Origin of the sequence: Curtobacterium sp. NPDC089185 (genome assembly GCF_040685235.1) — a bacterium.
Lineage (GTDB): Bacteria > Actinomycetota > Actinomycetes > Actinomycetales > Microbacteriaceae > Curtobacterium > Curtobacterium citri.
In genome coordinates this window covers 79,149-101,266 of the sequence record NZ_JBFBHK010000004.1, presented here as the reverse complement: position 1 = coordinate 101,266, position 22,118 = coordinate 79,149, and the positions used below count along the sequence as shown (strand labels likewise).

Here is a 22,118-nt window from a genome sequence, read left to right as displayed (position 1 = left end):
GGGAGGATGGAACCGGTATGACGATCACGCAGACACTCCCGAAGCCACTGCGCATCGGCCCCATCGAGGTCGAGGCGCCGGTCGTGCTCGCCCCGATGGCGGGCATCACGAACATGGCCTACCGCCGGCTCTGCCGTGAGTACGGCGCCGGTCTCTACGTCTGCGAGATGATCACCTCGCGCGCGTTGGTCGAGCGCACCCCGGTGTCGATGCAGCTCATCCAGCACCACGAGTCGGAGACCCCGCGGTCGATCCAGCTCTACGGCGTCGAGCCGAACACCGTGGCCGAGGCGGCGACGATCCTCGTGGCCGAGGACCGCGCCGACCACATCGACCTGAACTTCGGGTGCCCGGTGCCCAAGGTCACGCGGAAGGGCGGCGGAGCTGCGCTGCCGTGGAAGACCGACCTCTTCAAGGACCTCGTCGAGAAGACCGTCAAGGCCGCCGGCGACGTCCCCGTGACGGTGAAGATGCGCAAGGGCATCGACGCCGACCACCTGACCTACCTCGACGCGGCGCGCATCGCCCGTGACGCCGGTGTCGCCGCGGTCTCGCTGCACGCCCGCACGGCGAACGAGCACTACTCCGGCCACGCGGACTGGTCGGCGATCGCGACGCTGAAGGAAGCCATCACCGACATCCCCGTGCTCGGCAACGGCGACATCTGGTCCGCCGCCGACGCCCTGCGCATGGTCGACGAGACCGGCTGCGACGGCGTCGTCGTCGGGCGCGGGTGCCTCGGCCGGCCCTGGCTGTTCGGCGACCTGGCGGCGGCGTTCCGTGGCGAGGACGTCCGTGCGATGCCGTCCCTCGGCGACGTCGCCACCGCCTTCCGCCGGCACACCGAACTGCTCGTCGAGTTCTTCGGGTCCGAGGAGCACGGCTGCCGCGACGCCCGGAAGCACGTCTCGTGGTACTTCAAGGGGTACCCGATCGGCGGCGACGTCCGGTCGGCCCTCTCGATGGCGTCGAGCCTGCAGGAGATCGACGACCTGCTCGGGCAGATCGACTGGTCGGCACCGTACCCGGGCGCCGACGTCGAGGGCCCGCGCGGCCGTGCCGGACACCCCAAGCGCACGGCGCTGCCGGACCGCTGGCTCGAGTCGCGCGACGTCGACGCCGAGTTCCGCAAGGTGCTCGCCGCCGCCGAGCTGCACCACAGCGGCGGATGAGCGCCACCGCCTCGTACGGGCCCGCCGACGCCGAGCGCTGGCTGCCCGAGACCCACGGCAACCGTCGGTCGGACTTCGCCCGTGACCGCGCGCGGCTGCTGCACTCGAGTGCCCTCCGCCGGCTCGCCGCGAAGACGCAGGTGCTCAGCCCGACCACCGGGCTCGACTTCGCCCGGAACCGCCTGACGCACTCGCTCGAGGTCGCGCAGGTCGGCCGGGAGCTCGCCGACTCGCTCGGGCTCGACCCCGACGTGGTGGACACCGCGTGTCTGGCGCACGACATCGGCCACCCGCCGTTCGGGCACAACGGCGAGACCGCCGTGAACGCCTGGGCCGCGGGCATCGGCGGGTTCGAGGGGAACGCGCAGACACTCCGGCTGCTCACCCGGCTCGAGCCGAAGGTGTACGGGGACGGCCCCGACGACGACCGCCCCTACGGGCTCAACCTGACGCGTGCGTCGCTCGACGCGAGCTGCAAGTACCCGTGGCCGGCGGCGCAGGGCGTGGCCGAGGCCTCGTCCGGACGCACCAAGTTCGGGTTCTACGACGACGACCACGACGCCTTCGCGTGGCTCCGGGCCGGCGCTCCCCGCCGGCAGCGGTGCATCGAGGCGCAGGTGATGGACCTGTCCGACGACATCGCGTACTCGGTGCACGACTTCGAGGACGCCGTCGTCGCGGGGTTCATCGACGTCGCCGCACTCGGCGACCGGGTCGGCGAGAACGACATCGTGACGGCGATGCACGCCTGGGTCGGGTCCGACCTCAGCCGCGACGAACTGCTCGAGGCCTTCGACCGGCTGCGGTCGCTGCCGCTGTGGATGACGTCGTACGACGGGTCGCGGCGGGACATGGCGCGGCTCAAGAACCTCACCTCGCAGCTCATCGGGCGGTTCGCGCGGACGGCGACGGCGGCGACGCGCGAGTCCTACGCGTCCGGGTCCCTCGTGCGGTTCGCGGCATCGGTCGTCACCCCGCCGGAGATCATCGGGGAGATCGCCGTGCTCAAGGGCATCGTCGCGGCGTTCGTGATGACGCAGGGCAACCGGCAGCCGGTGTACGAGGACCAGCGTCGGATCCTCACCGAGCTGCTCGACGCCCTGGCCGCCACCGGGAGCGCGGACCTCGAGCCGGGGTTCGCGGCCGACTGGCGCGCGGCGTCCGACGACGCCGGGCGGCTGCGGGCCGTGGTCGACCAGGTCGCGAGCCTGACCGACCAGGGGGCCCTGGCGTGGCACAAGCGGCTCGTGGTGGGGGACCGCGAGCCGGTGCACGTCCCCGTCTGACCCGCGCCCCGTCGGGGAGGCGCGCCGACGTGCCGGTCCGGCACCGCGCCTCCCGTCCGGCGTGCTCTCCACGGGCGGACGCGATCCGTCCGTCGGTGCCACTCGCACGAACTAGGATCATGGGGTGGCTGGCAGGATCGCGCGGAACGACATCGACGAGGTCCGCTCGCGTGTCAACATCGCCGACGTCGTCGGCGACCACGTCACGCTGAAGTCGGCGGGCGTCGGCTCCCTCAAGGGACTCTGCCCGTTCCACGACGAGCGCTCCCCGTCCTTCCACGTCCGGCCCCAGGTCGGGCGGTACCACTGCTTCGGCTGCGGCGAGGACGGCGACGTCTTCGAGTTCATCATCAAGATGGACCACACGACCTTCCAGGAAGCCGTCGAGCGGATGGCGGCGAAGATCGGGTTCACCCTCCACTACGAGGAGGGCGACGGACCCCGCACCGACTACAACCAGCGCGCCCGGCTGATCGCGGCGAACGAGGCGGCGCTGGAGTTCTACCAGTCGCAGCTCACCACCGCCGCTGCCGAGCCCGCCCGTCGGTTCCTCGGGGAGCGCGGGTTCGACCCGGCGGCCGCGCAGCACTTCGGCGTCGGCTTCGCGCCGCAGTCGTACGACGCGACGCGGGAGCACCTGCGCAGCCGGGGCTTCTCGATGGACGAGATCCTGGCCGCGGGGCTGGCCGGTCAGGGCGACCGCTCGCCGTACGACCGCTTCCGGGGACGACTGACGTGGCCGATCCGCGACGTCACCGGCGCGACGATCGGGTTCGGCGCGCGCCGGCTGCTCGAGGACGACAAGGGGCCGAAGTACCTCAACACCCCCGAGACACCGATCTACCACAAGAGCCAGGTGCTCTACGGGCTCGACCTCGCACGGCGGGACATCTCGAAGCAGAAGCAGGTCGTCATCGTCGAGGGCTACACCGACGTGATGGCGTGCCACCTCGCCGGCGTGACCACCGCGGTCGCGACGTGCGGCACCTCGTTCGGGGTCGACCACATCAAGGTGCTGCGACCGATGCTCGGCGACGTCAGCGGGGCGGACCCGAACGCCAACGGCGAGGTCGTGTTCACCTTCGACCCGGACGAGGCCGGGCAGCGTGCGGCCTCGCGGGCCTTCGCGGAGGAGCAGCGCTTCGCGGCGCAGACGTACGTCGCGGTCGCGCCCGGCGGACTCGACCCGTGCGACCTCCGGCTGGCCAGGGGCGACGACGCCATCCGCCGCCTCGTGACCGCCAAGCGCCCGATGTTCGAGTTCATGATCCGCCGGAACCTCGACGGGCACGACCTCGAGACCGTGGAGGGCCGGGTGAACGCCCTGCGCGCCGCCGCACCGGTGCTCGCGGGCATCCGCGACCGCTCCCTCACGCAGGGGTACGTGCGGGAGCTCGCCGGGTGGCTCGGCATGGACATGCCCGACGTCCGCCGTGCCGTCGACGCGGCACGGCAGCGAGCGGGCGCTGCGCGCCAGGACCGGACGGGAGGCTCGGTGCCGGTCGGTCAGGCCGGTCCCGGCGGCGAGCTGGTCGCCCCGCCCGAGGAGCCCGTGGCCGGGCTGCGCCTGCTGCCGAACGACCCGATCACCCGCATGGAACGCGACGCGGTGATGGCGATGGTGCAGCAGCCGACCTACGTCAGCGAGCCGCTCATCTGGCTCGCCGCCGGCGCGACCTTCTCGGCACCGATGCTCGCCGTCGTGCGCGACGCCGTCGTGGCGAACGTCCAGTCGATCGGCGCGGGGGACTGGCTCGACCGGCTCCTGCAGGACGTGCCGGCGCCGTTCCGCGGGCTCGTGCAGGAGCTCGCGCTCGCACCGATCCCCGCCCGGACCGACGAGGACCTCGCGCTCTACGCCCGGAGCATCGTCGTCGCACTCGTGGAGCGGGACCTGCTCGCCCGCAAGGCTTCGCTGCTCGGGCAGTTGCAGCGTGCGGACCCGCACGAGCAGGCCGACCGACGCGCCGAGATCCAGCGCCAGCTCGTCGACATCGACGCGCAGCGCATGCGGCTCCGCGCCGACGCGGAGGCGGCAGCGCAGGGCTGACCCGTCCTCGCCGGGTCGGCGGCGGAACCGACGGCGACGGCGACGGCGGAGCCGGCGTCCTGCTCGCCGAGCGAGCAGGACACGCCGCGTGCGTGACGCCGGGCGGGCGGAAGTCGTCGGCCGACGACACCGAGGGTGACGGAGGGTGCCCGCTGGGTGTGCCGGTCGGGCGGGCTGGGTGGGCTGGGCGGGGCGGAGGTGGGGCGCGCCTCCCGGCCGGGAGGTGCGGCGGGTCCGCCGGACGGGGCGGACCGCGGCGCCGAGCGAGCAGGACATGCCGCGTGCGAGGCGCCGGTCGGGCGGGAGTCGTCGGGTGACGGCGTCGAGCGTGACGGATCTGGCCCGTCCGCCGAGCCGACACCCACCGGACGCCGCCGTTGCAGCACGCAACAATGCTGCGCGACACGCCGGGGTGCGGCGCGCGCATCATGCGTCAAGGAGCGGCTCCGCGCATTACAAGGGTGTAAACAAATGTCCCTCGAATCGTGGCATTCCGTGTCAGGGTGGTAGCAATGAGCGTTCTCGTCGGGCCTCACAGTCGAACCACCGCCCGCCGAGGACCCCTTGCGAACCATCACCGAGAGAGAGAGCGGACATGGCATCCGTGACCAAGTGGGGCAAGCGCGGCATCGCGCTCGGCGCCGGTGCAGCAGCGACGGCGCTGGTGCTGACCGGCTGCGCGAGCAGCAGCGTCTCCGACACCGAACTGAACGGCATGAGCATCGGCACGACGGACAAGATCACGTCCCTCGACCCGGCCGGCTCGTACGACAACGGCTCCTTCGCCGTGCAGAACCAGGTGTTCCCGTTCCTGATGAACACCCCCGTCGGCAGCCCCGACGTCGAGCCGGACATCGCCCAGAGCGCCGAGTTCACGAACCCCACGACCTACACGGTGAAGCTCAAGAGCGGGCTGAAGTTCGCCAACGGCAACGAGCTCACGTCGAGCGACGTGAAGTTCTCGTTCGACCGTGAGCTCAAGATCAACAACGAGAACGGCCCGCAGTCCCTGCTCGCCAACCTCAAGAGCATCGACACCCCGGACGACACGACCGTGGTGTTCACCCTCGACCACGCCGACCAGACCTGGCCGCAGGTGCTCTCGAGCCCCGCCGGTCCGATCGTGGACGAGCAGGTCTTCTCCGCTGACGAGCTGACGCCGGCGGCGGACATCGTCAAGGGCAAGGCGTTCGCCGGGCAGTACGAGATCACCTCGTACAAGGAGAACGACACCATCCAGTACAAGGCGAACCCGAACTACGACGGGCTCCTCGGCAAGGCGAAGTCCGACCAGGTCACCGCCAGCTACTACACCAAGGAGACCGACCTCAAGCTCGCCGTGCAGAAGGGCGACGTCGACGTGGCGTACCGCTCCCTGACGCCGACCGACATCGCCGACCTCCGCAAGGACGACAAGCTGACGGTCACCGACGGCCCCGGCGGCGAGATCCGCTACATGGTCTTCAACCTCGACACGCAGCCGTTCGGCGCGAAGCAGTCCGACGCCGACGAGGCCAAGGCCCTCGCGGTGCGCCAGGCCGTCGCCGACGTGGTCGACCGTGCGTCGATCGCCAAGGAGGTCTACAACGACACCTACTCGCCCCTCTACTCGATGGTGCCGGACGGCCTGACGGGTGCGGCCAAGCCGTTCGAGGAGCTCTACGGCGACGGCAACGGCGGCGCGGACGTCGACAAGGCGAAGGAGACCCTGTCGAAGGCGGGCGTCACCGGCAAGGTCCAGATCGACCTGCAGTACTCGCCGGACCACTACGGTTCGACCTCGGACGACGAGTACGCGGCGATCAAGACGCAGCTCGAGAACTCCGGCCTCTTCACCGTCAACCTGCAGTCCACCGTCTGGACGACGTACTCCCAGGAGCGCGTGAAGGACGCCTACCCGGTGTACCAGCTCGGGTGGTTCCCGGACTTCTCCGACGCCGACAACTACCTGTCGCCGTTCTTCTCGAAGGACAACTTCGTCCAGAACCACTACGACGACGCGGAGATCCAGAAGCTCATCTCCGAGGAGCAGCAGGAGTCGGACGCGTCGAAGCGCGCCGACCTCATCGAGCAGGCACAGCAGCGTGAGGCCACGCAGATCTCGACGCTGCCGCTCCTGCAGGGCAAGTCCGTCGCGGTGGCCGCGAAGGACGTCAAGGGCCTGACCCTCGACTCGTCCTACAAGTTCCGCTACGCAACCCTCTCCAAGTAACACCGGCGTCGGCCCACGGGGGCGTTCCCACGAGGAACGCCCCCGTGGCCGCGTCCCGAACGGCACCGAAAGGCACCCGTCCCCGTGACCCTCAGCACCCCCGAGGCGACACCGGAGCTGGCCACCGACCCCACCAAGCCCCAGGCACAGCGACGTGCCCGTGGGCAGGGCGGCGGACTCGGCCGGTACATCCTGGTCCGCTTCCTCCTCATCTTCCCGACGGTGTTCATCCTGGTGACACTCGTCTTCTTCCTGATGCGCGTCATCGGCAACCCGATCACGGCCTCGGTCGGTGGTCGGCTCACCCCGTCGCAGCTGCAGGAACGCCTGCATGCCGCCGGGTACGACCGCCCGGTGTTCGTGCAGTACCTCGAGTACCTCGGCAACATCGTCCGCGGTGACTTCGGCACGACGTCCACCGACAACCGGCCGATCACCGAGATCATCGTCACGTACGGCGGGGCGACCGCCGAGCTCGTGTTCTGGGCGCTCATCGTGGCCCTCGTGCTCGGCATCCCGCTCGGGATGCTCGCGGCGTACGTCCGCGACAAGTGGCCGGACGTGCTCTTCCGCGCCCTCGCGATCCTCACCTACGCGACCCCGGTGTTCTTCGGTGGCCTGCTGCTCAAGCTCGTCTTCTCGGTGTGGCTCGGCTGGCTGCCGCTGGGCGACCGCGCCTCGACGCGGGTGTCGCTGATCCTCGACAACATCCCGGGCGCGACCGGCATCTACATCATCGACGCGCTCCGAACCGGCAACGCGCAGGTGATCGGCGACGTGCTGTCGCACGCCGTCCTGCCGGCACTGACCCTCGGTCTGCTCACCGCCGGGATCTTCCTCCGGCTCGTGCGCGCCAACATGATCGGCTCGCTCGGGTCCGAGTACGTCGACGCGGCTCGTTCGCGCGGCGTCCGGGAGGCGCGGCTCGTCCGCACGCACGCCTTCCGTCCGGCGCTGGTCCCGATCATCACCGTGATGGGGCTGCAGATCGCCATGCTGCTCGGCGGCTCGGTCCTCACCGAGACGACCTTCGGCTGGCGGGGGCTCGGCTTCGAGCTGAACCAGTACCTGTCGGCCCGCGACTTCGTCGCCGTGCAGGGCATCGTCGCGATGCTCGCGGTGATCGTCGCGGTGACGAACTTCGTCGTCGACGTCGTCGCGGCGCTCATCGACCCGAGAGTGAGGTTCTAGCGATGGCCGACACCTCGCTCGTCGACCGCCACGAGCCGCTCTGGAAGCGTCTCCCCGTGGTGGTCCAGCTCCGCAGGAGCACCGGCTGGCAGCGCGGCATGCTCGTCACCGGTGTGGTGATCTGCGCCCTGTACCTCGTCATCGCGATCGCCGCGCCGCTCATCGCCCCGTACGGCTTCGGCCAGCTGCAGGGCGCCGACGGCCAGAGCTTCCCCCGCACCGGCGCCCCGAGCGCCGAGCACCTCTGGGGCACCACGGTCGGCGGGTTCGACGTGTTCAGCCGTGTCGTGTTCGGCGCGCGGACCGCGGTCCTCGTCGTCATCGTCGCGGTGGTCGTCTCGATCAGCGTCGGCGTGGTCCTCGGCATGGTCTCCGGCTACATCGGCGGCTGGCTCGACCGCGTCCTCGTGGTCGTGGCGGACGCCATCTACGCGTTCCCGTCGCTGCTGCTCGCGATCGTCGTCTCGATCGTCATCTCCGGCGGCAACTCGAGCTACACCGGCGGCATCGTCGCGGCGGCGATCTCGATCACCGTCGTCTACGTGCCGCAGTACTTCCGGGTCGTCCGGGCCGAGGCGGTGCGCCTGAAGAACGAGGCGTTCGTCGAGTCGGCGCGGGTGATCGGCACGAACCCGTGGCGCATCATGACCCGGCACGTGCTCCGGAACTCCACGCGGTCGCTGCCGCTCATCCTCACGCTCAACGCGAGCGACGCGATCCTGACCCTGGCGGGCCTCGGCTTCCTGGGCTTCGGCATCGGACCGACCGCCGGCGCGGAGTGGGGCTACGACCTCAGCCGCGCCCTGTCCGACGTGGCGTCGGGTGTCTGGTGGACTGGTGTCTTCCCGGGCGTCGCGATCGTCGTGCTCGTGCTCGGCGTGACCTTCATCGGCGAGAGCCTCAACGACATCTCGGACCCGCGCCTCCGCGCACGTCGTCGCCTGAAGCAGCTGGTGTCGACGAAGCAGCGGGGCACCGGCACGGAAGGAGCGGCGGCATGACCGACGCGACGCACGACCAGCAGGGCGGTCCCGTCGCCGTCGTCGACGACCTGACCGTCACCTTCGCGACCGACAACGGTGCCGTCGACGCGGTGAAGGGCGTCAGCCTCGACGTCCGCCCGGGCGAGGTCCTCGCCCTCGTCGGCGAGTCGGGGTCCGGCAAGTCGGTCACGGCCCGCAGCATGCTGCGGCTCATGCCCGAGACCGCGACGCTCGGCGGTGCGGTGTACCTCGACGGCACCGATGTCGTGTCGGTCGGGGCCGCGAAGCTCCGCGAGCTCCGCGGGACCGCCGGCGCGATGGTCTTCCAGGAGCCGTCGACCGCCCTCAACCCGGTGTTCACGGTCGGGTGGCAGATCGCCGAGGGGCTCCGCGCCCACGGCGGCGTCGGGAAGAAGGAGGCGCGCGCGAAGGCGATCGACTACCTGCGCCGCGTCGGCATCCCGGACCCGGAGAAGCGGGTCGACCACTACCCGCACCAGTTCTCGGGCGGGCAGAAGCAGCGCGTCGTGATCGCGAGTGCGCTCGCCCTCGAGCCGAGCGTCATCATCGCCGACGAGCCGACCACGGCACTCGACGTCACCGTGCAGGCCGAGATCCTCGACCTGCTCCGGCGCTGCCGCGACGAGTTCGGCGCGGCGATCGTGATCATCACGCACAACATGGGCGTCGTCGCCGACCTCGCCGACCGTGTCGCGGTCATGTACCAGGGCGAGGTCGTCGAGGAGGCGCCCGTCGCGCAGCTGTTCGCGTCGCCGCAGGCGGACTACACGAAGCGCCTGCTCGCCGCCGTGCCCCGGCTCGAGGCGTCGACGGGCACCGCCCGCCGTGCCGCGATCGCGTCCGAGGTCGCGCCGCTCGTCAGCGCGAAGGGCCTCGAGATCGACTACCCGGGCCGCCTGGGTGCGCCGGCCTTCCGGGCCGTGAAGGGCGTCGACCTCGACATCCGGCCCGGCGAGGTGCTCGGCCTGGTGGGGGAGTCCGGTTCCGGCAAGACCACGATCGGCCGGGCCATCGCGGGCCTGACCCGGATCACCGGCGGGTCGCTCGACGTCCTCGGCACGGAGATGCTCGGGTACCGCGAGCGGGACTTCAAGCGGCACCGCAAGGACATCGGGTTCGTCTTCCAGGACCCGGCGACCTCGTTCAACCCGCTCCTCACCATCGCCGAGTGCGTCGCCGAACCGCTCGTCGTGCACGGCGAGGTGCGGAACCCGCGTGCCGCCCGCAAGCGGGTCGGGGAACTGCTCGAGATGGTGCAGCTGCCGGCGTCCTACGGCGACCGGTACCCGCACGAGCTGTCCGGCGGACAGCGGCAGCGCGCTTCGCTCGCGCGGTCGATCGCCCTCCGGCCGAAGCTGCTCGTGGCGGACGAGCCGACGAGCGCGCTCGACGTGTCGGTGCAGGCGCGGGTGCTCGAGCTCTTCCTGGAGCTCCAGCAGGACCTCGGGTTCGCATCGCTGTTCATCAGCCACGACCTCGCCGTCGTCGGCGCCCTGTCCGACCGGATCGCGGTGCTCTACCGCGGCGACCTGGTCGAGACCGGCACGACGGCCGAGGTCCTCGGCGCCCCGCAGCACCCCTACACGCAGCGGCTCCTGGCGTCGCTGCCCGTGCCGGACCCGGCGGAACAGGCGGAGCGACGGCGTACGCTGGTCGAACTGGAGAACGCCGGGTCCTGACCCGACGTGACCGGACGGGAGGCGCGACCCGCGTCGTCGACGCGCGTCGCGCCTCCCGTCCGTCGCCTCCACCGCACCACACAGGACGTGTCCGCTGATCCCGGTCCGTCGCACACCGTCGCCAGGGGCGGCGCGGAAGGGGACCCATGATCGCGGTGAACGGCCCGGCGGTCGTCGCAGACGACGTGTCGATCGAGTACCGGGGCGTGCGCGGCTCGGCACCGATCCGGGCGGTGGACGGCGTCAGCCTCACCGTCCGGCAGGGCGAGATCCTGGCGCTCCTCGGGGAGTCCGGGTCCGGGAAGTCCACGTTCGCGGCCGCCGTCGCGGGGCAGCTCGGTGCCACCGGCGAGGGCGAGGGTGCACACCGTCGCCAGGTCGTCGGCGGTGAGCTCACCGTCCTCGGGCAGAAGGTCCGCGGGCTCCGGCCGGCGTCACGCAAGGCGCAGCGCCTGACCGGCCGCATCGGGTACCTGCCGCAGGACGCCGCCGACCGGCTCAGCCCCGACCTGACCGTCGGCGAGGCCATCGCGGAGCCCATCTACGTGCGGGACCGCCGCTTCGATCGCAAGCAGGCCGGCCTCATGGTGGCGCGCCTGGTCGACGCCGTGCACCTGCCGCTCGGTGTCATGCGCCTCAACACCTGGGAGCTCTCGAGCGGACAGCGGCAGCGCGTCGCCCTGGCCCGTGCGCTCGTCCTCGAGCCCCAGCTCCTCGTCGCCGACGAACCGGCGCGCGGCGTCGACGTCCTCGTCCGCCAGTCCGTGCTCGAGGCGCTCGCGAACCTGCAGGTCGGGCGACAGTTCTCGGCGGTGGTGGTGTCGAGCGACCTCCGCGAGGCCCGTGCCCTCGCCGACCGCGTCGGCATCATGGCCGAGAGTCGCCTGGTCGGTCTCGGCACCTTCGACGAGGTCCTCGACAACCCCGTCGACCCCTACGTCAAGACCCTCGCCGCGACCGCCGCGCGACCGGTGAAGCGTCGGCCCGCCGCGCCGGCTGCACCGCGCCGCTCGTCCGCTCCACGTCGACCGGTCGCCGCGGGCACCGGTCCCCGCTCCGACCGTCAGGAGAACGCATGAGCCCCACCGCCCCGTCCGGCACCCGCGGCCACCGTGCGGTCGTCACCGACGCCGGGGCACCGCTGCCGGTCGACCCGCCGACGGCCGGGCCGGTGGCGATCCTGCCGCGGTCGGCCGACCTGCACGTCGAGGCGGTCCGGTCGGCGGGCGGCACGGTGGGGGAGCTCGGAGACGACACACGCGGCATCGTGTGGCTCGACGCGCGCGACCCCGACGGGCTCGCGGCAGCACTGTCCCGCGCTCCCGGGGTCGGCTGGGTGCAGCTGCCCTTCGCCGGCGTCGACGCCTTCGCGCACCTCATCGCGGAGCACGGTGACCGGGTGCTGTTCACCTCGGCGAAGGGCGCCTACGCGGAACCCGTCGCCGAGCACGCGCTCGCGCTGACGCTCGGGACCCTCCGGGTGCTGCAGCAGCGGGCCCGGGCGACGTCGTGGGCCACCGAGCCCGAGGGGGTCTCGCTCTACGGGCGGAACGTCGTCGTGGTCGGCGCGGGCGGCATCGCGCTCGAGTACATCCGACTGGTGGCGCCGTTCGAGGTGTCCGTGACGGTGGTGCGCCGGTCGTCGGACCCGGTGCCGGGCGCCGACCGCACGGTGACGACCGACGCGCTCGACGACGTGCTGCCGGACGCCGACGTCGTCGTGGTCGCCGCGGCGATGACCGCGGGGACGTCGAAGCTGTTCGGGGCGGAGCAGTTCCGCATCATGAAGTCCTCCGCACGGCTCGTGAACATCGCGCGCGGCGGCCTGGTCGACACCGACGCGCTCGTGACCGCGCTCCGCGAGGGGCAGATCGCCGCAGCGGGACTCGACGTGACCGACCCCGAGCCGCTGCCGGACGGGCACCCGCTCTGGAGCGAGCCCGGAGCGATCATCACGCCGCACCAGGCGGACACGCCGGACATGGTGGCGCCGCTCCTCGCCGAGCGGGTGCGGACGAACACCGGGGCGTTCCTGTCCGGGACGGGCGACGGCTTCGTCGGGGTCGTGGACCCGGGCGCCGGCTACTGACGGACCCCGTGCGGGCCGCGGTGGACACGGCGCGCCCGGGATGCGTGGTGGATGCACGGACCGGGCTCGGGGTGCTGCTATGCTGTTACCCGTTGTTCGCACGACATTCGCCAGCGGACAGTGATCCTCGATAGCTCAATTGGCAGAGCAGCCGGCTGTTAACCGGCAGGTTGTTGGTTCGAGTCCAACTCGGGGAGCAGGAGACGAGGCCCTCACCGATCACGGTGGGGGCCTCGGTCGTTGCGGCGGCGTCCGCGGAGCCGAGGCTCGGCTTCCGGCCTTCGCAGGTGCGACGCGGCCGGAAGCTGTTAGCGTTCACAGGTGATCACCGCCCGTCGAGCCCTCGCAGCGGGACTCGTCGTCCTCGGCGCCCTGGGCCTGAGCGCGTGCACGACGGGGCAGACCGAGCCCGAGGAGTCGCTCGACGGCACGACCCAGGCCGAGGTCTCGGCCTCCGGCAGCGCACCGATCGTCTTCGCGTTCGTCTGCTCGACCGATGCCGGTGAGGTGACGGAGACCTTCACGACGTACGCCGCGGCGTGGGAGGCGGAGCGGGCCGACTGCACCGCCAAGCCCATCACGGGGTCCTCGATGTCGGCGCAGCAGCAGGCTGCCGTCCGGGCCACCGACGACCACGTCGACCTGCGGGAGCTCGCGGCGACCTGCGCGGAGCGCGGTGTCGCGCCGTGGGACACGGCGGTCACCACGGACGAGCAGGCACACCTGGCGGCCGGGCTCCTCGAGTACTGCCCCGGACACCCGGAACACGACCACCTGCGCCGGGCGCTGGCGACCTACCGGGGCTGAGCCGCGCCTCCCGTCCGGCGGCTGCGCGCCGTCAGCCCTCGGGGTGGTCGCGCCCGGGGAGCCAGGACTTGCCGGGCGTGCCCCAGCTGCTCTTCCGGACCGCCTTGACCGCCTGCTTGGCGTACGGGTGCACCAGGCGGTCGGCGTAGAGGACACCGTCGAGGTGGTCGTACTCGTGCTGGAAGATGCGCGCGAGCCACCCGTGCGCCTCGACCTCGAACGGGGTGCCCTCGGCGTCGACCGCGCGGAGGAGGACGCCCTCGGCGCGGCGGAGCGGGAAGCGCTCCCCGGGGATCGAGAGGCAGCCCTCGGACTCGTCGTCCTCGTCGAGCTCCTCGACCGACTCGGGCACGAGGGGGCTGGTCCAGAGGACCGGGTTCACCGCGACGCCGCGGTGCAGGACCTCGTCGTCGTCGGTCCACGAGTACACGAAGAGCCGCTTGCCCACGCCGACCTGCGGCCCGGCCAGTCCCACGCCGGGCGCGAGGTCCATGGTCGCGAACATGTCGTCGACCAGCGAGCGCAGGTCGTCGTCGAACTCGGTGACCTCGGCGGCACGCTCGTGGAGGACGGGTTCACCGGTGATGCGGATGGGGAGGACGGGCATTCACCCAGGTTATCCGGGCAGCACCGGTAGCCTCGTCGCGTGACGACGGACCTGCCGATCCCGGAAGCGGTCAACCTGACCCCGTTCCAGGCCCTGATGATCCCGGTCGCGCTCGTCGGCGCCGTCTTCCTCTCCCTCGGTGCGCAGTACCAGAGCCGCGGGGTGCAGCGGGTCGAGGCGCGGCTCGGTCGCCAGTCGAAGGGGCTCTCGGTCCGGCACGTCGTCGGGCTGCTGACGAGCGGCTGGTGGGTGCTCGGCACGCTCATGCTCGGCCTCGCGGTCGTCCTGCAGCTCATCAGCATCACGAACGCGCCGCTCATCGTCGTGCAGCCCCTCGGCGCGGTCGCGCTCGTCATCACGACGTGGTTCTCGTCGCGGTCGACGGGCGTCCCCCTCGGGCAGCAGGCTCGTCGCGCGGTGTGGACCTGCATCGTCGGTGTCGGCATCTTCGTCGCCATCGCCGCGGTCGTCGGCCGCGAGAGCGCGATCAGCCGCCAGCAGCTCGTCACGATCCTGGTGGTCCTGGCGGTGGTCCTCGTCGTCGTCCTGGTCTCCTTCCGCTTCGCGGCGAAGCGTGCCAGCGCGCTGTACTACATCGTCGGCGCCGGTGTGCTCTACGGCTTCGTCGCCACGCTCGCCAAGGTCGTGCTCAACCGCTTCCTCAGCGGGACCTTCGACTGGCTGACCGCGATCGCGGTCGTCGGGGTGATCGGTGCCGCGGCACTCGGCGGGTACTTCGTGCAGAACGCGTACTCGAGCGGCTCCGCGGACCTGGTCATCGCGGGGCTGACGGTGATCGACCCGATCGTCGCGGTCGGCATCGGCGTGATCGTGCTCGGCGAGGCCGCAGGGGCGCCGTGGATCGCCGTCCTCGGGTTCCTCGTCGCCGCGGTGATCGCCATCACGGGCGTCTTCCTGCTCGCCAAGCACCACCCGCAGACCCGGAGCTGAGCGGCCGCGGGACCCGCCGCGGGGCGGACGCGGCCTGCCGGGACCGTGCGGTACCGTCGAGGACCGACCAGCAACCGCCCACGAGAGGACGATGCCAGCCGTGTCAGAGGACGCCACCACCGCCACCGCCCACGCGACGGGTGCGACCGGCGGAACCCGACCGCTCCGCGTCCTCATCGCGGCGGACACCTTCCCGCCCGACGTGAACGGCGCGGCGACCTTCGCCGAGCAGCTGGCCGTCGGTCTCGCCGAACGCGGGCACGAGGTGCACGTCGTCGCCCCGGCGCCGACCGCGCACCACGGCAGCTTCGACGAGGAGCACCGCGGCGTCACGCTCACCGTGCACCGGCTGAAGTCGCACAAGTGGCCGTGGCACGCCTGGTTCCGCTTCGTGTGGCCGTGGACGATCCGCCCCCGGACCGCACCGATCCTGGACGCGGTGCGGCCCGACGTCGTCCACATCCAGTCGCACCTCCTCGTCGGTCGCGGCATCGTGCAGGAGGCGCACGCCCGGGGCATCCGGATCATCGGCACGAACCACTTCATGCCGGAGAACCTGCTCGACTACATGCCGTTCGGGCCGCGCACGCTGCCCGTCGCCCTGAAGCTCGCCTGGCGGGACGCCGCGAAGACCTACCGGCTCGCCGACGCGGTCACCGCGCCGACGGTGCTCGCGGCCGACTACCTCCGCGACGCGATCGCCGGGCAGCAGGTCCTCGCGATCTCGTGCGGCATCGACGCCTCCCGGTACACCGCGCGGAGCGGGCGTCCTGCGGGCAACGACATCGTCTTCGTCGGCCGGGTGGCCCCGGAGAAGAACCTCGACGTGCTGATCCGGGCGCTGCCGTTGCTGCCGGCCGAGCTGCACGCGACGGTGACGATCGTCGGCGGCGGCGAGATGATCCCGAAGCTGACCGCCCTGGTGCGCGAGCTCGGGCTGGAGGACCGCGTGCGGTTCGCCGGGTTCGTCTCCGACGAGGAGAAGCGTCGGGCCCTGACGAACGGCACCGTCTTCGCGATGCCGTCGACGGCCGAGCTGCAGAGCATCTCGTCGCTCGAGGCGATGGCGTCGGGGCTCCCCGTCGTCGCCGCGGACTCGATGGCGCTGCCGCACCTGATCGACGGCAACGGGTACCTGTTCCGTCCGGGCGACGTGCACGACCTCGCCGCGAAGCTGACGCAGGTGCTGACCGCTCCGGACGAGGAGTACGAGGCGATGCGCGCGCGCAGCCTGACGATGATCGAGGCGCACGACATCAACCGCACGCTCGCGACGTTCGAGGCGCTGTATCGTGGGGAGCCGGTGGCCTGAGGGTCGCCGGCGAGGGGCGGTAGCCAAGCTGGTCAAGGCACTCGGCTCATAACCGAACGATCGCGGGTTCAAGTCCCGCCCGCCCTACGTGCACCTGCCCAGGAAACGGAACGCCCCGGCCGCGCAAGGCCCGGCCCCGGACGACCACAGCCCGACACCGAACGTGGTGTTCGAGACGACGTCCGCGGGCACCGGCGTGCGCGTCAACGCCTTCCGGATCGGCTTCATGGGCGCCCTCGGCGTGCTCATCGCCCTGGTCGCGGGCTCGATCGTGCACCAGCTCAGCACGGTGCTGGTCTACATCGGCGTCGCACTGTTCCTGTCGCTCGGCATCGACCCGCTCGTCTCGTTCCTCGAGCGCTTCATCCCACGCTGGTCGGCGATCACGATCGTCGTCGTCGGCGTCCTGGCGGCGTTCGTGGGCGTGGTGTTCGCGGTGGTGCCGATCCTCATCCAGCAGGCGACGAACCTGATCCAGAACTTCCCCGAGATCGTGCAGGACATCTCGCGGCAGGACTGGGTGCAGGACCTGTCGCGACAGTTCGCCGGGTCGTTCGACATCAACCACTCCCTGGAGTCGCTGCAGTCCTTCGTCGAGGACCCGGGCAACCTGCTCAGCCTCGGTGGCGGCATCCTGGCGGTGGGCAGCGGCATCCTGTCCGGCCTGACCGGCGCCGTCATCGTCATCATCCTGATGCTGTACTTCCTGGCGTCGATGCGAGGCCTGAAGTCGATGACCTACCGCTTCGTCCCGGCGTCGCGCCGGCAGAACTTCGTCGACGTCAGCGAGCAGATCACCCAGGCCGTGGGCCGCTACGTCGTCGGGCAGATCAGCCAGGCGCTCATCAACGGCATCCTCAGCCTGGTCTTCCTGCTCGTCATCGGCGCGCCGTTGCCGGTGCTGCTGGCGACCTTCGCGTTCCTCGGCTCGCTCATCCCGCTCGTCGGCACGGTGGCCGCAGCGGCCGTGATCTCGCTGCTCTGCCTGTTCGCCTCGCCGGCGACGGCCCTGGCCGCAGCGATCTACTACCTCGTGTACATGCAGGTCGAGGCGTACGTCATCTCCCCGCGCATCATGTCGCGCGCCGTGCAGGTGCCCGGAGCCCTCGTGGTGATCGCGGCCGTCGCGGGCGGGACGATCGGCGGCGTGCTCGGCGCCCTCGTCGCGGTGCCGGCAGCCGCCTCGGCGATCATCATCGTGCAGAAGGTCATCTACCCCCGACAGGAGCAGGCGTGACCGAGACCCTCGGCGAGCACGTCGCCGCCCGGGACGCCTGGGCCCGCAGCGCTCGCGGACCCCTCGCGCTCGTCAACGCGCAGGCGGTCGACCGACCGCAGCCGGTGTGGCCGGTCGCCGGGACGTGGGCCCCGGCGGTCGGTGGCCTCGCCGTGACGGCCGCGATCGGCGACGGCGTCGTCGTCGACGGGGACCCGGTGGACGGGACGGTCCTCGTCGCCGGTGACACCGCGGTGGTGCCGTCGACGGTCGTGTTCCGCGACGGCCTCGCCGGGACGGTGCACGGCACCACCCTGCGGGTCTGGGACCCAGCCTCCGACGCGGTCGCCCGCTTCGCCCGCATCGACCGCTTCGCGGCCCGGCCGGGCGGCTGGGTCACGCGCGGGCGGTACGAACCCTGGTCCGGCCGGGAGGCACCCGGTCACCTCACCGACGCCGCCGGCGACCCGCTGCCGGTCGCGGGCACGATCGAGACCACCATCGACGGGACGACGGTGCGCATGACGGCGGTCCGGTCTGCGCCGTTCCACGGCCGACGCCGGCTGCAGCTCATCGTGCAGGACACGACGAGCACGCTGCCCGAGGACGACGCCGGGAGCTCGTACTCGATGGGACGCTTCCTGTACCTCGACGACCCCGAGCAGCCCGATCGGTCTGCGCAGCACGATCGGTCTGCGCAGCCCGACCGGCCCGAGCAGCCCGACCGGTCCGCCGACTCCGGTCGGTACGACGTGACGCTCGACTGGGAGCGCCTGGTCCTGCCGCCCTGCGCCTTCTCGTACCAGTACGCCTGCCCCGTCCCGCCCGAGGAGAACCGCCTGCCGGTGGCACTCACCGCGGGGGAGCGGCACCCCGTCGACGCGTCGGGGTCCGTCCTGCACTGACCGGTCCCGCACTGAGCCGGATCCCGCTCGTCGCCCGGGTGTGGCGCTCCCAGCCCGGACGCTGCATAATGGGCGTGTCCGCGAGGACATCACAATCAGATACCGAAGTTCCGTACCGGGACTCCGCACCACAGGTCGATGGGGAAGTCGCACCTGACGAAGCGGAGGAATCGTGAACGGAACGACGACAGGAGTGCTCTACGTGCACTCCTCACCACGCGCGCTCTGCCCGCACGTCGAATGGGCGGCCGGTCGCGCGATGAGCCGTGCCGTGAACTTCTCGTGGCTCGACCAGCCCGCGCTCGACGGTTCCCGTCGGACCGAGTTCACCTGGACGGGGCAGGTCGGCACCGGTGCGGCGATCGCCTCTGCCCTGCGCGGGTGGGAGCACCTCCGGTACGAGGTGACCGAGGAACCCACCGAGGGATCCGACGGTGGTCGCTGGATGCACACGCCGGACCTCGGCGTGTTCTTCGCGCAGACGGACGTGTCCGGCAACATGGTCGTGCCCGAGGACCGGGTCCGCTACGCGATGGAGGTCGCGGGCAGCAACGCCCTCGAGCTGCACCGTGAACTCCGGCTGGCGCTCGGCCAGGCGTGGGACGACGAGCTCGAGCCGTTCCGTCACGCGGCCGAGGGCAACCCCGTCGTCTGGCTCCACCGCGTCGGCTGACGCGCCGTCTGCCGACCGCGGTCCGCGGTGCCGCCGCGAGACTCGGTCTGCGCGACACTCCTCGGGCGCAGCAGCACGAGCGGTGTCGCACACGGCGAGACTCGGGCGTCCCCTCCAGCGCCCGAGCCGGCCACGCGACGACCGAGGCCCGCCCTGCGGACGCAGGACGGGCCTCCCGGCCGTCGCGGACGGACCGCGGACGTGATCAGGCCGTGCGGAACGCCACCACGGCGTTGTGTCCGCCGAAGCCGAACGAGTTGCTCACGGCGAGCAGGTCGCCCGCGGGCAGCTCGCGCGGCGCGGTCGCGACGTCCATGACGATCTCCGGGTCCTGCTGGGTGAGGTTGATCGTCGGCGGGGCGACGCGCTCGTGCAGGGCGAGGACGGTGAACACGGCCTCGATCGCGCCGGCGCCACCGAGCAGGTGCCCGGTCGACGCCTTCGTGGCGGACACGACGATGTCGTCGAGGTGATCGCCGAAGACCCGGCGCATCGCGTGGTACTCCGCGACGTCACCGACCGGGGTCGACGTGGCGTGCGCGTTGACGTGGATGACGTCCTCGCGGGCGGCACCGGCGTGCTCGAGGGCCGTGATGACCGCACGGGCGGCGGCGCTGCCCTCCGGGTCCGGCGCGGTGATGTGGAACGCGTCCGAGGTGATGCCGGACCCGGCGACCTCGGCGTAGATCTTCGCGCCGCGCGCCTCGGCGTGCTCCTTCGACTCGAGGATGAGCGCCGCGGCGCCGTCTCCGAGGACGAAGCCGTCACGCGTCACGTCGTACGGGCGCGAGGCGGTCTCGGGGGAGTCGTTGCGACGCGAGAGCGCCTGCATGGACGCGAACGCGGCGAGGGGCAGCGGGTGCAGCGCGGCCTCCGCACCACCGGCGATGACGATGTCCGCCTCGCCGTTCGCGACGTGGCGGTAGGCCTCGGCCAGCGACTCGGTGGACGAGGCGCAGGCGGAGAGGTACGTGCGGGCACCGCCACGGGCGCCGAACTCCATCTCGATGGCGGCGGCGGGGCCGTTCGCCATGAGCATCGGGACCGTCATCGGCAGGACGCGGCGCGGGCCCTTCTCGCGGAGGGTGTCCCAGGCGTCGAGCAGTGTGTTGACGCCGCCGATGCCGGTCGCCCAGTCGACGATGAGGCGCTCGGGGACGACGGTCTCGGGGTCGATGCCCGCGTCGGCCCATGCCTCACGCGCGGCCACGAGCGAGAGCTGCGACGAGGGGTCGAGGCGCTTCGACTCGGGGCGCGTCAGCTGGTCGGTGAGGAAGCGGCGCGCCTGGCCGGCGAACTCGACGGGGATCTCGAGGTCGGCGTAGCGCTCGTCCCCGATGCGGGTGATGCCGGACTTCCCGGCGAGCAGCGCCTCCCACGTCTCCGGGGCGGTCGCGGCGAGGGGTGTGATCGCACCGATCCCGGTGACGACGACGGTCTTGTTGGTCATGGAACGACGTGTTCTTTCGTGTGGACTGGCCGGGCGCCGGTGGACGCCCGTCCGTTCGGTCGAGCGCGGGTCGGCGCGCGACCGCTGGGGTGAACGAGACGAGCGCCGCGGACCGCGGGGTGTCCGCGGCCGCGGCGCTCAGGAAGCTCGCGTCAGGCCTGGGCCTTGGTGATGTAGTCGACGGCGTCGCCCACGGTCTTGAGGTTCTTGACCTCTTCGTCCGGGATCTTCACGTCGAACTTCTCCTCGGCGTTCACGACGATGGTCATCATCGAGATGGAGTCGATGTCGAGGTCGTCGGTGAACGACTTGTCGGCGGCGACGGTGTCGGTCGCGATGCCGGTCTCGTCGTTGATCAGCTCGGCCAGGCCGGCGAGGACTTCTTCGTTGGACAGGGCCATGGGTGTTCTCCTTGAGGGGGGTGTCGTTTGACCGTGGACCAGCCTAGGGCACGGGCACCGCCCGCGCCCGGAAGGCGCGGGGGACTAGGGGAGGACGACGACCTGCGCGCCGAACACGAGACCGGCGCCGAAGCCGATCTGCAGCGCGAGGCCGCCGGACAGCTCCGGGTGCTCCTCGAGCAGCCGGTGCGTGGCGAGCGGGATGCTCGCGGCGGACGTGTTGCCCGTCGTGGTGATGTCGCGGGCGATCGTCACCGTGTCGGGGAGGCCGAGTTGCTTGGCGAACTCGTCGATGATGCGGATGTTCGCCTGGTGCGGCACGAAGGCGGCGAGGTCCTCCGGACGGACGCCCGCGGTCTCCAGGGCCTCCCGGGCGACCTTCACCATCTCCCACACTGCCCAGCGGAAGACCGTCTGCCCGGCCTGACGCATGGTGGGGCGCGGGGCGCCGGCCGCCCACTCGTTGTAGGTCGCGGTCATGCCGATCGCGTCCCACTTCGAGCCGTCCGAGCCCCAGATCGTCGGGGCGATGCCCGGGAAGTCGCTCGGGCCGACCACCGCGGCACCCGCACCGTCGCCGAGCAGGAACGAGATCGACCGGTCGGTCGGGTCGACGACGTCGCTCAGCTTCTCGGCGCCGACGACCAGCACGTGGTCGGCGAGCCCGGACTTGATGAACGAGTCGGCCTGGGCGATGCCGTAGGCGTAGCCGGCGCACGCGGCGCTGACGTCGTACGCGGCGGCAGGCGTCGCGCCGATCCGCTCGGCCAGGAGCGAGGCCATCGACGGGGTCGCGACGGTGTGGGTCACGGTGCTGACGAGGACGACGCCGATCTGGTCGGGCGTGATGCCGGCCTTCTCGATCGCCTCGAGCGCGGCGGCCTCGGCGAGGTCGACGGCTTCGACGTCGGCACCGGCGCGCTTGCGCGTGACGATGCCGGTCCGCTGCCGGATCCACTCGTCGGACGAGTCGATCGGCCCGACGAGGTCGTCGTTCGGCACGACGTTCTCGCCGCGGGCGGCGCCGAACGCCAGGATGCGGGTGAACTCGTGGCCGCGACGCTGCTGGAGCATCGGCCGGGAGGCGCGGCTCGTCGCCGCCCCGTCGGCTGC

Annotated in this window: 19 protein-coding genes and 2 tRNA genes; 17 read left to right on the top strand and 4 right to left on the bottom strand. The window is 71.7% G+C overall.

What is annotated here, in order from left to right; all coding sequences use genetic code 11:
- Nucleotides 1-17 precede the first annotated feature (17 nt).
- The 11 genes from dusB to AB0N84_RS05575 all read left to right on the top strand — a co-directional run bounded on the left by dusB (nt 18) and on the right by AB0N84_RS05575 (nt 13,490).
- Nucleotides 18-1,172, top strand: a complete 1,155-nt coding sequence (gene dusB, locus AB0N84_RS05625) for a tRNA dihydrouridine synthase DusB (RefSeq protein WP_182047979.1) — start codon at nt 18-20, stop codon at nt 1,170-1,172.
- Nucleotides 1,169-2,458: a deoxyguanosinetriphosphate triphosphohydrolase gene (locus AB0N84_RS05620; protein ID WP_182047978.1), complete on the top strand. Its 1,290-nt coding sequence runs from the start codon at nt 1,169-1,171 to the stop codon at nt 2,456-2,458. Before dusB ends, AB0N84_RS05620 begins: the two co-directional genes overlap by 4 nt.
- Nucleotides 2,459-2,582: 124 nt before the next feature.
- Nucleotides 2,583-4,508 (top strand): DNA primase, encoded by a 1,926-nt coding sequence (gene dnaG, locus AB0N84_RS05615; protein WP_069711103.1) that lies wholly within the window; start codon nt 2,583-2,585, stop codon nt 4,506-4,508.
- Nucleotides 4,509-5,103: 595 nt separating this feature from the next.
- Nucleotides 5,104-6,720 carry an ABC transporter substrate-binding protein gene (locus AB0N84_RS05610; protein ID WP_182047690.1) on the top strand — a complete coding sequence of 539 codons (1,617 nt, stop codon included), beginning with the start codon at nt 5,104-5,106 and terminating at the stop codon, nt 6,718-6,720.
- Between the two features lie 84 nt (nt 6,721-6,804).
- Nucleotides 6,805-7,911, top strand: coding sequence for an ABC transporter permease (locus tag AB0N84_RS05605; RefSeq protein WP_182047691.1), 1,107 nt, complete (start codon nt 6,805-6,807; stop codon nt 7,909-7,911).
- A 2-nt stretch (nt 7,912-7,913) separates the two neighbouring features.
- On the top strand, nt 7,914-8,912 hold the full coding sequence (locus tag AB0N84_RS05600; protein WP_182047693.1) for an ABC transporter permease: 999 nt from the start codon (nt 7,914-7,916) through the stop codon (nt 8,910-8,912).
- A complete protein-coding gene (locus tag AB0N84_RS05595) occupies nt 8,909-10,594 on the top strand; it encodes an ABC transporter ATP-binding protein (RefSeq protein WP_363544284.1) in 1,686 nt (561 codons plus the stop codon). The genes AB0N84_RS05600 and AB0N84_RS05595 overlap by 4 nt, the downstream gene beginning before the upstream one ends.
- Nucleotides 10,595-10,740: 146 nt before the next feature.
- A complete protein-coding gene (locus tag AB0N84_RS05590; protein ID WP_069711098.1) occupies nt 10,741-11,673 on the top strand; it encodes an ATP-binding cassette domain-containing protein in 933 nt (310 codons plus the stop codon).
- Entirely contained in the window at nt 11,670-12,683 is a 1,014-nt protein-coding gene (locus AB0N84_RS05585; RefSeq protein WP_182047697.1) for a D-isomer specific 2-hydroxyacid dehydrogenase family protein, read from the top strand. The genes AB0N84_RS05590 and AB0N84_RS05585 overlap by 4 nt, the downstream gene beginning before the upstream one ends.
- Nucleotides 12,684-12,807: 124 nt before the next feature.
- Nucleotides 12,808-12,880, top strand: a tRNA-Asn gene (locus tag AB0N84_RS05580).
- A gap of 124 nt (nt 12,881-13,004) precedes the next feature.
- The gene (locus AB0N84_RS05575; RefSeq protein WP_182047699.1) at nt 13,005-13,490 is read left to right on the top strand and encodes a hypothetical protein; all 486 of its coding nucleotides are present in this window, start codon (nt 13,005-13,007) and stop codon (nt 13,488-13,490) included.
- 31 nt (nt 13,491-13,521) lie between these two features.
- Here AB0N84_RS05575 and def read toward each other — a convergent pair whose 3' ends face one another.
- Nucleotides 13,522-14,097, bottom strand: coding sequence for a peptide deformylase (def, locus tag AB0N84_RS05570; protein WP_363544281.1), 576 nt, complete (start codon nt 14,095-14,097; stop codon nt 13,522-13,524).
- A gap of 39 nt (nt 14,098-14,136) precedes the next feature.
- Between def and AB0N84_RS05565 the strand changes: the two genes are divergently transcribed.
- The 6 genes from AB0N84_RS05565 (at nt 14,137) to AB0N84_RS05540 (ending at nt 19,154) form a co-directional block, all read left to right on the top strand.
- A complete protein-coding gene (locus AB0N84_RS05565) occupies nt 14,137-15,048 on the top strand; it encodes a multidrug DMT transporter permease (protein WP_182047703.1) in 912 nt (303 codons plus the stop codon).
- A 100-nt stretch (nt 15,049-15,148) separates the two neighbouring features.
- On the top strand, nt 15,149-16,360 hold the full coding sequence (locus AB0N84_RS05560) for a glycosyltransferase (protein WP_363544279.1): 1,212 nt from the start codon (nt 15,149-15,151) through the stop codon (nt 16,358-16,360).
- Nucleotides 16,361-16,373: 13 nt separating this feature from the next.
- A tRNA-Ile gene (locus AB0N84_RS05555) sits at nt 16,374-16,447 on the top strand.
- A gap of 79 nt (nt 16,448-16,526) precedes the next feature.
- The gene (locus tag AB0N84_RS05550; protein ID WP_363544277.1) at nt 16,527-17,597 is read left to right on the top strand and encodes an AI-2E family transporter; all 1,071 of its coding nucleotides are present in this window, start codon (nt 16,527-16,529) and stop codon (nt 17,595-17,597) included.
- Complete coding sequence (locus AB0N84_RS05545; protein ID WP_363544275.1) at nt 17,594-18,481, top strand: DUF1684 domain-containing protein; 888 nt, start codon at nt 17,594-17,596, stop codon at nt 18,479-18,481. Before AB0N84_RS05550 ends, AB0N84_RS05545 begins: the two co-directional genes overlap by 4 nt.
- 193 nt (nt 18,482-18,674) lie before the next feature.
- The gene (locus tag AB0N84_RS05540; RefSeq protein ID WP_182047710.1) at nt 18,675-19,154 is read left to right on the top strand and encodes a DUF3145 domain-containing protein; all 480 of its coding nucleotides are present in this window, start codon (nt 18,675-18,677) and stop codon (nt 19,152-19,154) included.
- Nucleotides 19,155-19,359: 205 nt separating this feature from the next.
- Here the strand turns inward: AB0N84_RS05540 and AB0N84_RS05535 are convergent, their stop codons facing one another.
- From AB0N84_RS05535 to AB0N84_RS05525, 3 genes are all read right to left on the bottom strand, one after another.
- A complete protein-coding gene (locus tag AB0N84_RS05535; RefSeq protein ID WP_363544273.1) occupies nt 19,360-20,604 on the bottom strand; it encodes a beta-ketoacyl-ACP synthase II in 1,245 nt (414 codons plus the stop codon).
- A 152-nt stretch (nt 20,605-20,756) separates the two neighbouring features.
- Entirely contained in the window at nt 20,757-21,005 is a 249-nt protein-coding gene (locus AB0N84_RS05530) for an acyl carrier protein (protein WP_058729431.1), read from the bottom strand.
- Between the two features lie 84 nt (nt 21,006-21,089).
- The gene (locus tag AB0N84_RS05525) at nt 21,090-22,079 is read right to left on the bottom strand and encodes a beta-ketoacyl-ACP synthase III (protein ID WP_363544551.1); all 990 of its coding nucleotides are present in this window, start codon (nt 22,077-22,079) and stop codon (nt 21,090-21,092) included.
- Between the last annotated feature and the right edge of the window lie 39 nt (nt 22,080-22,118).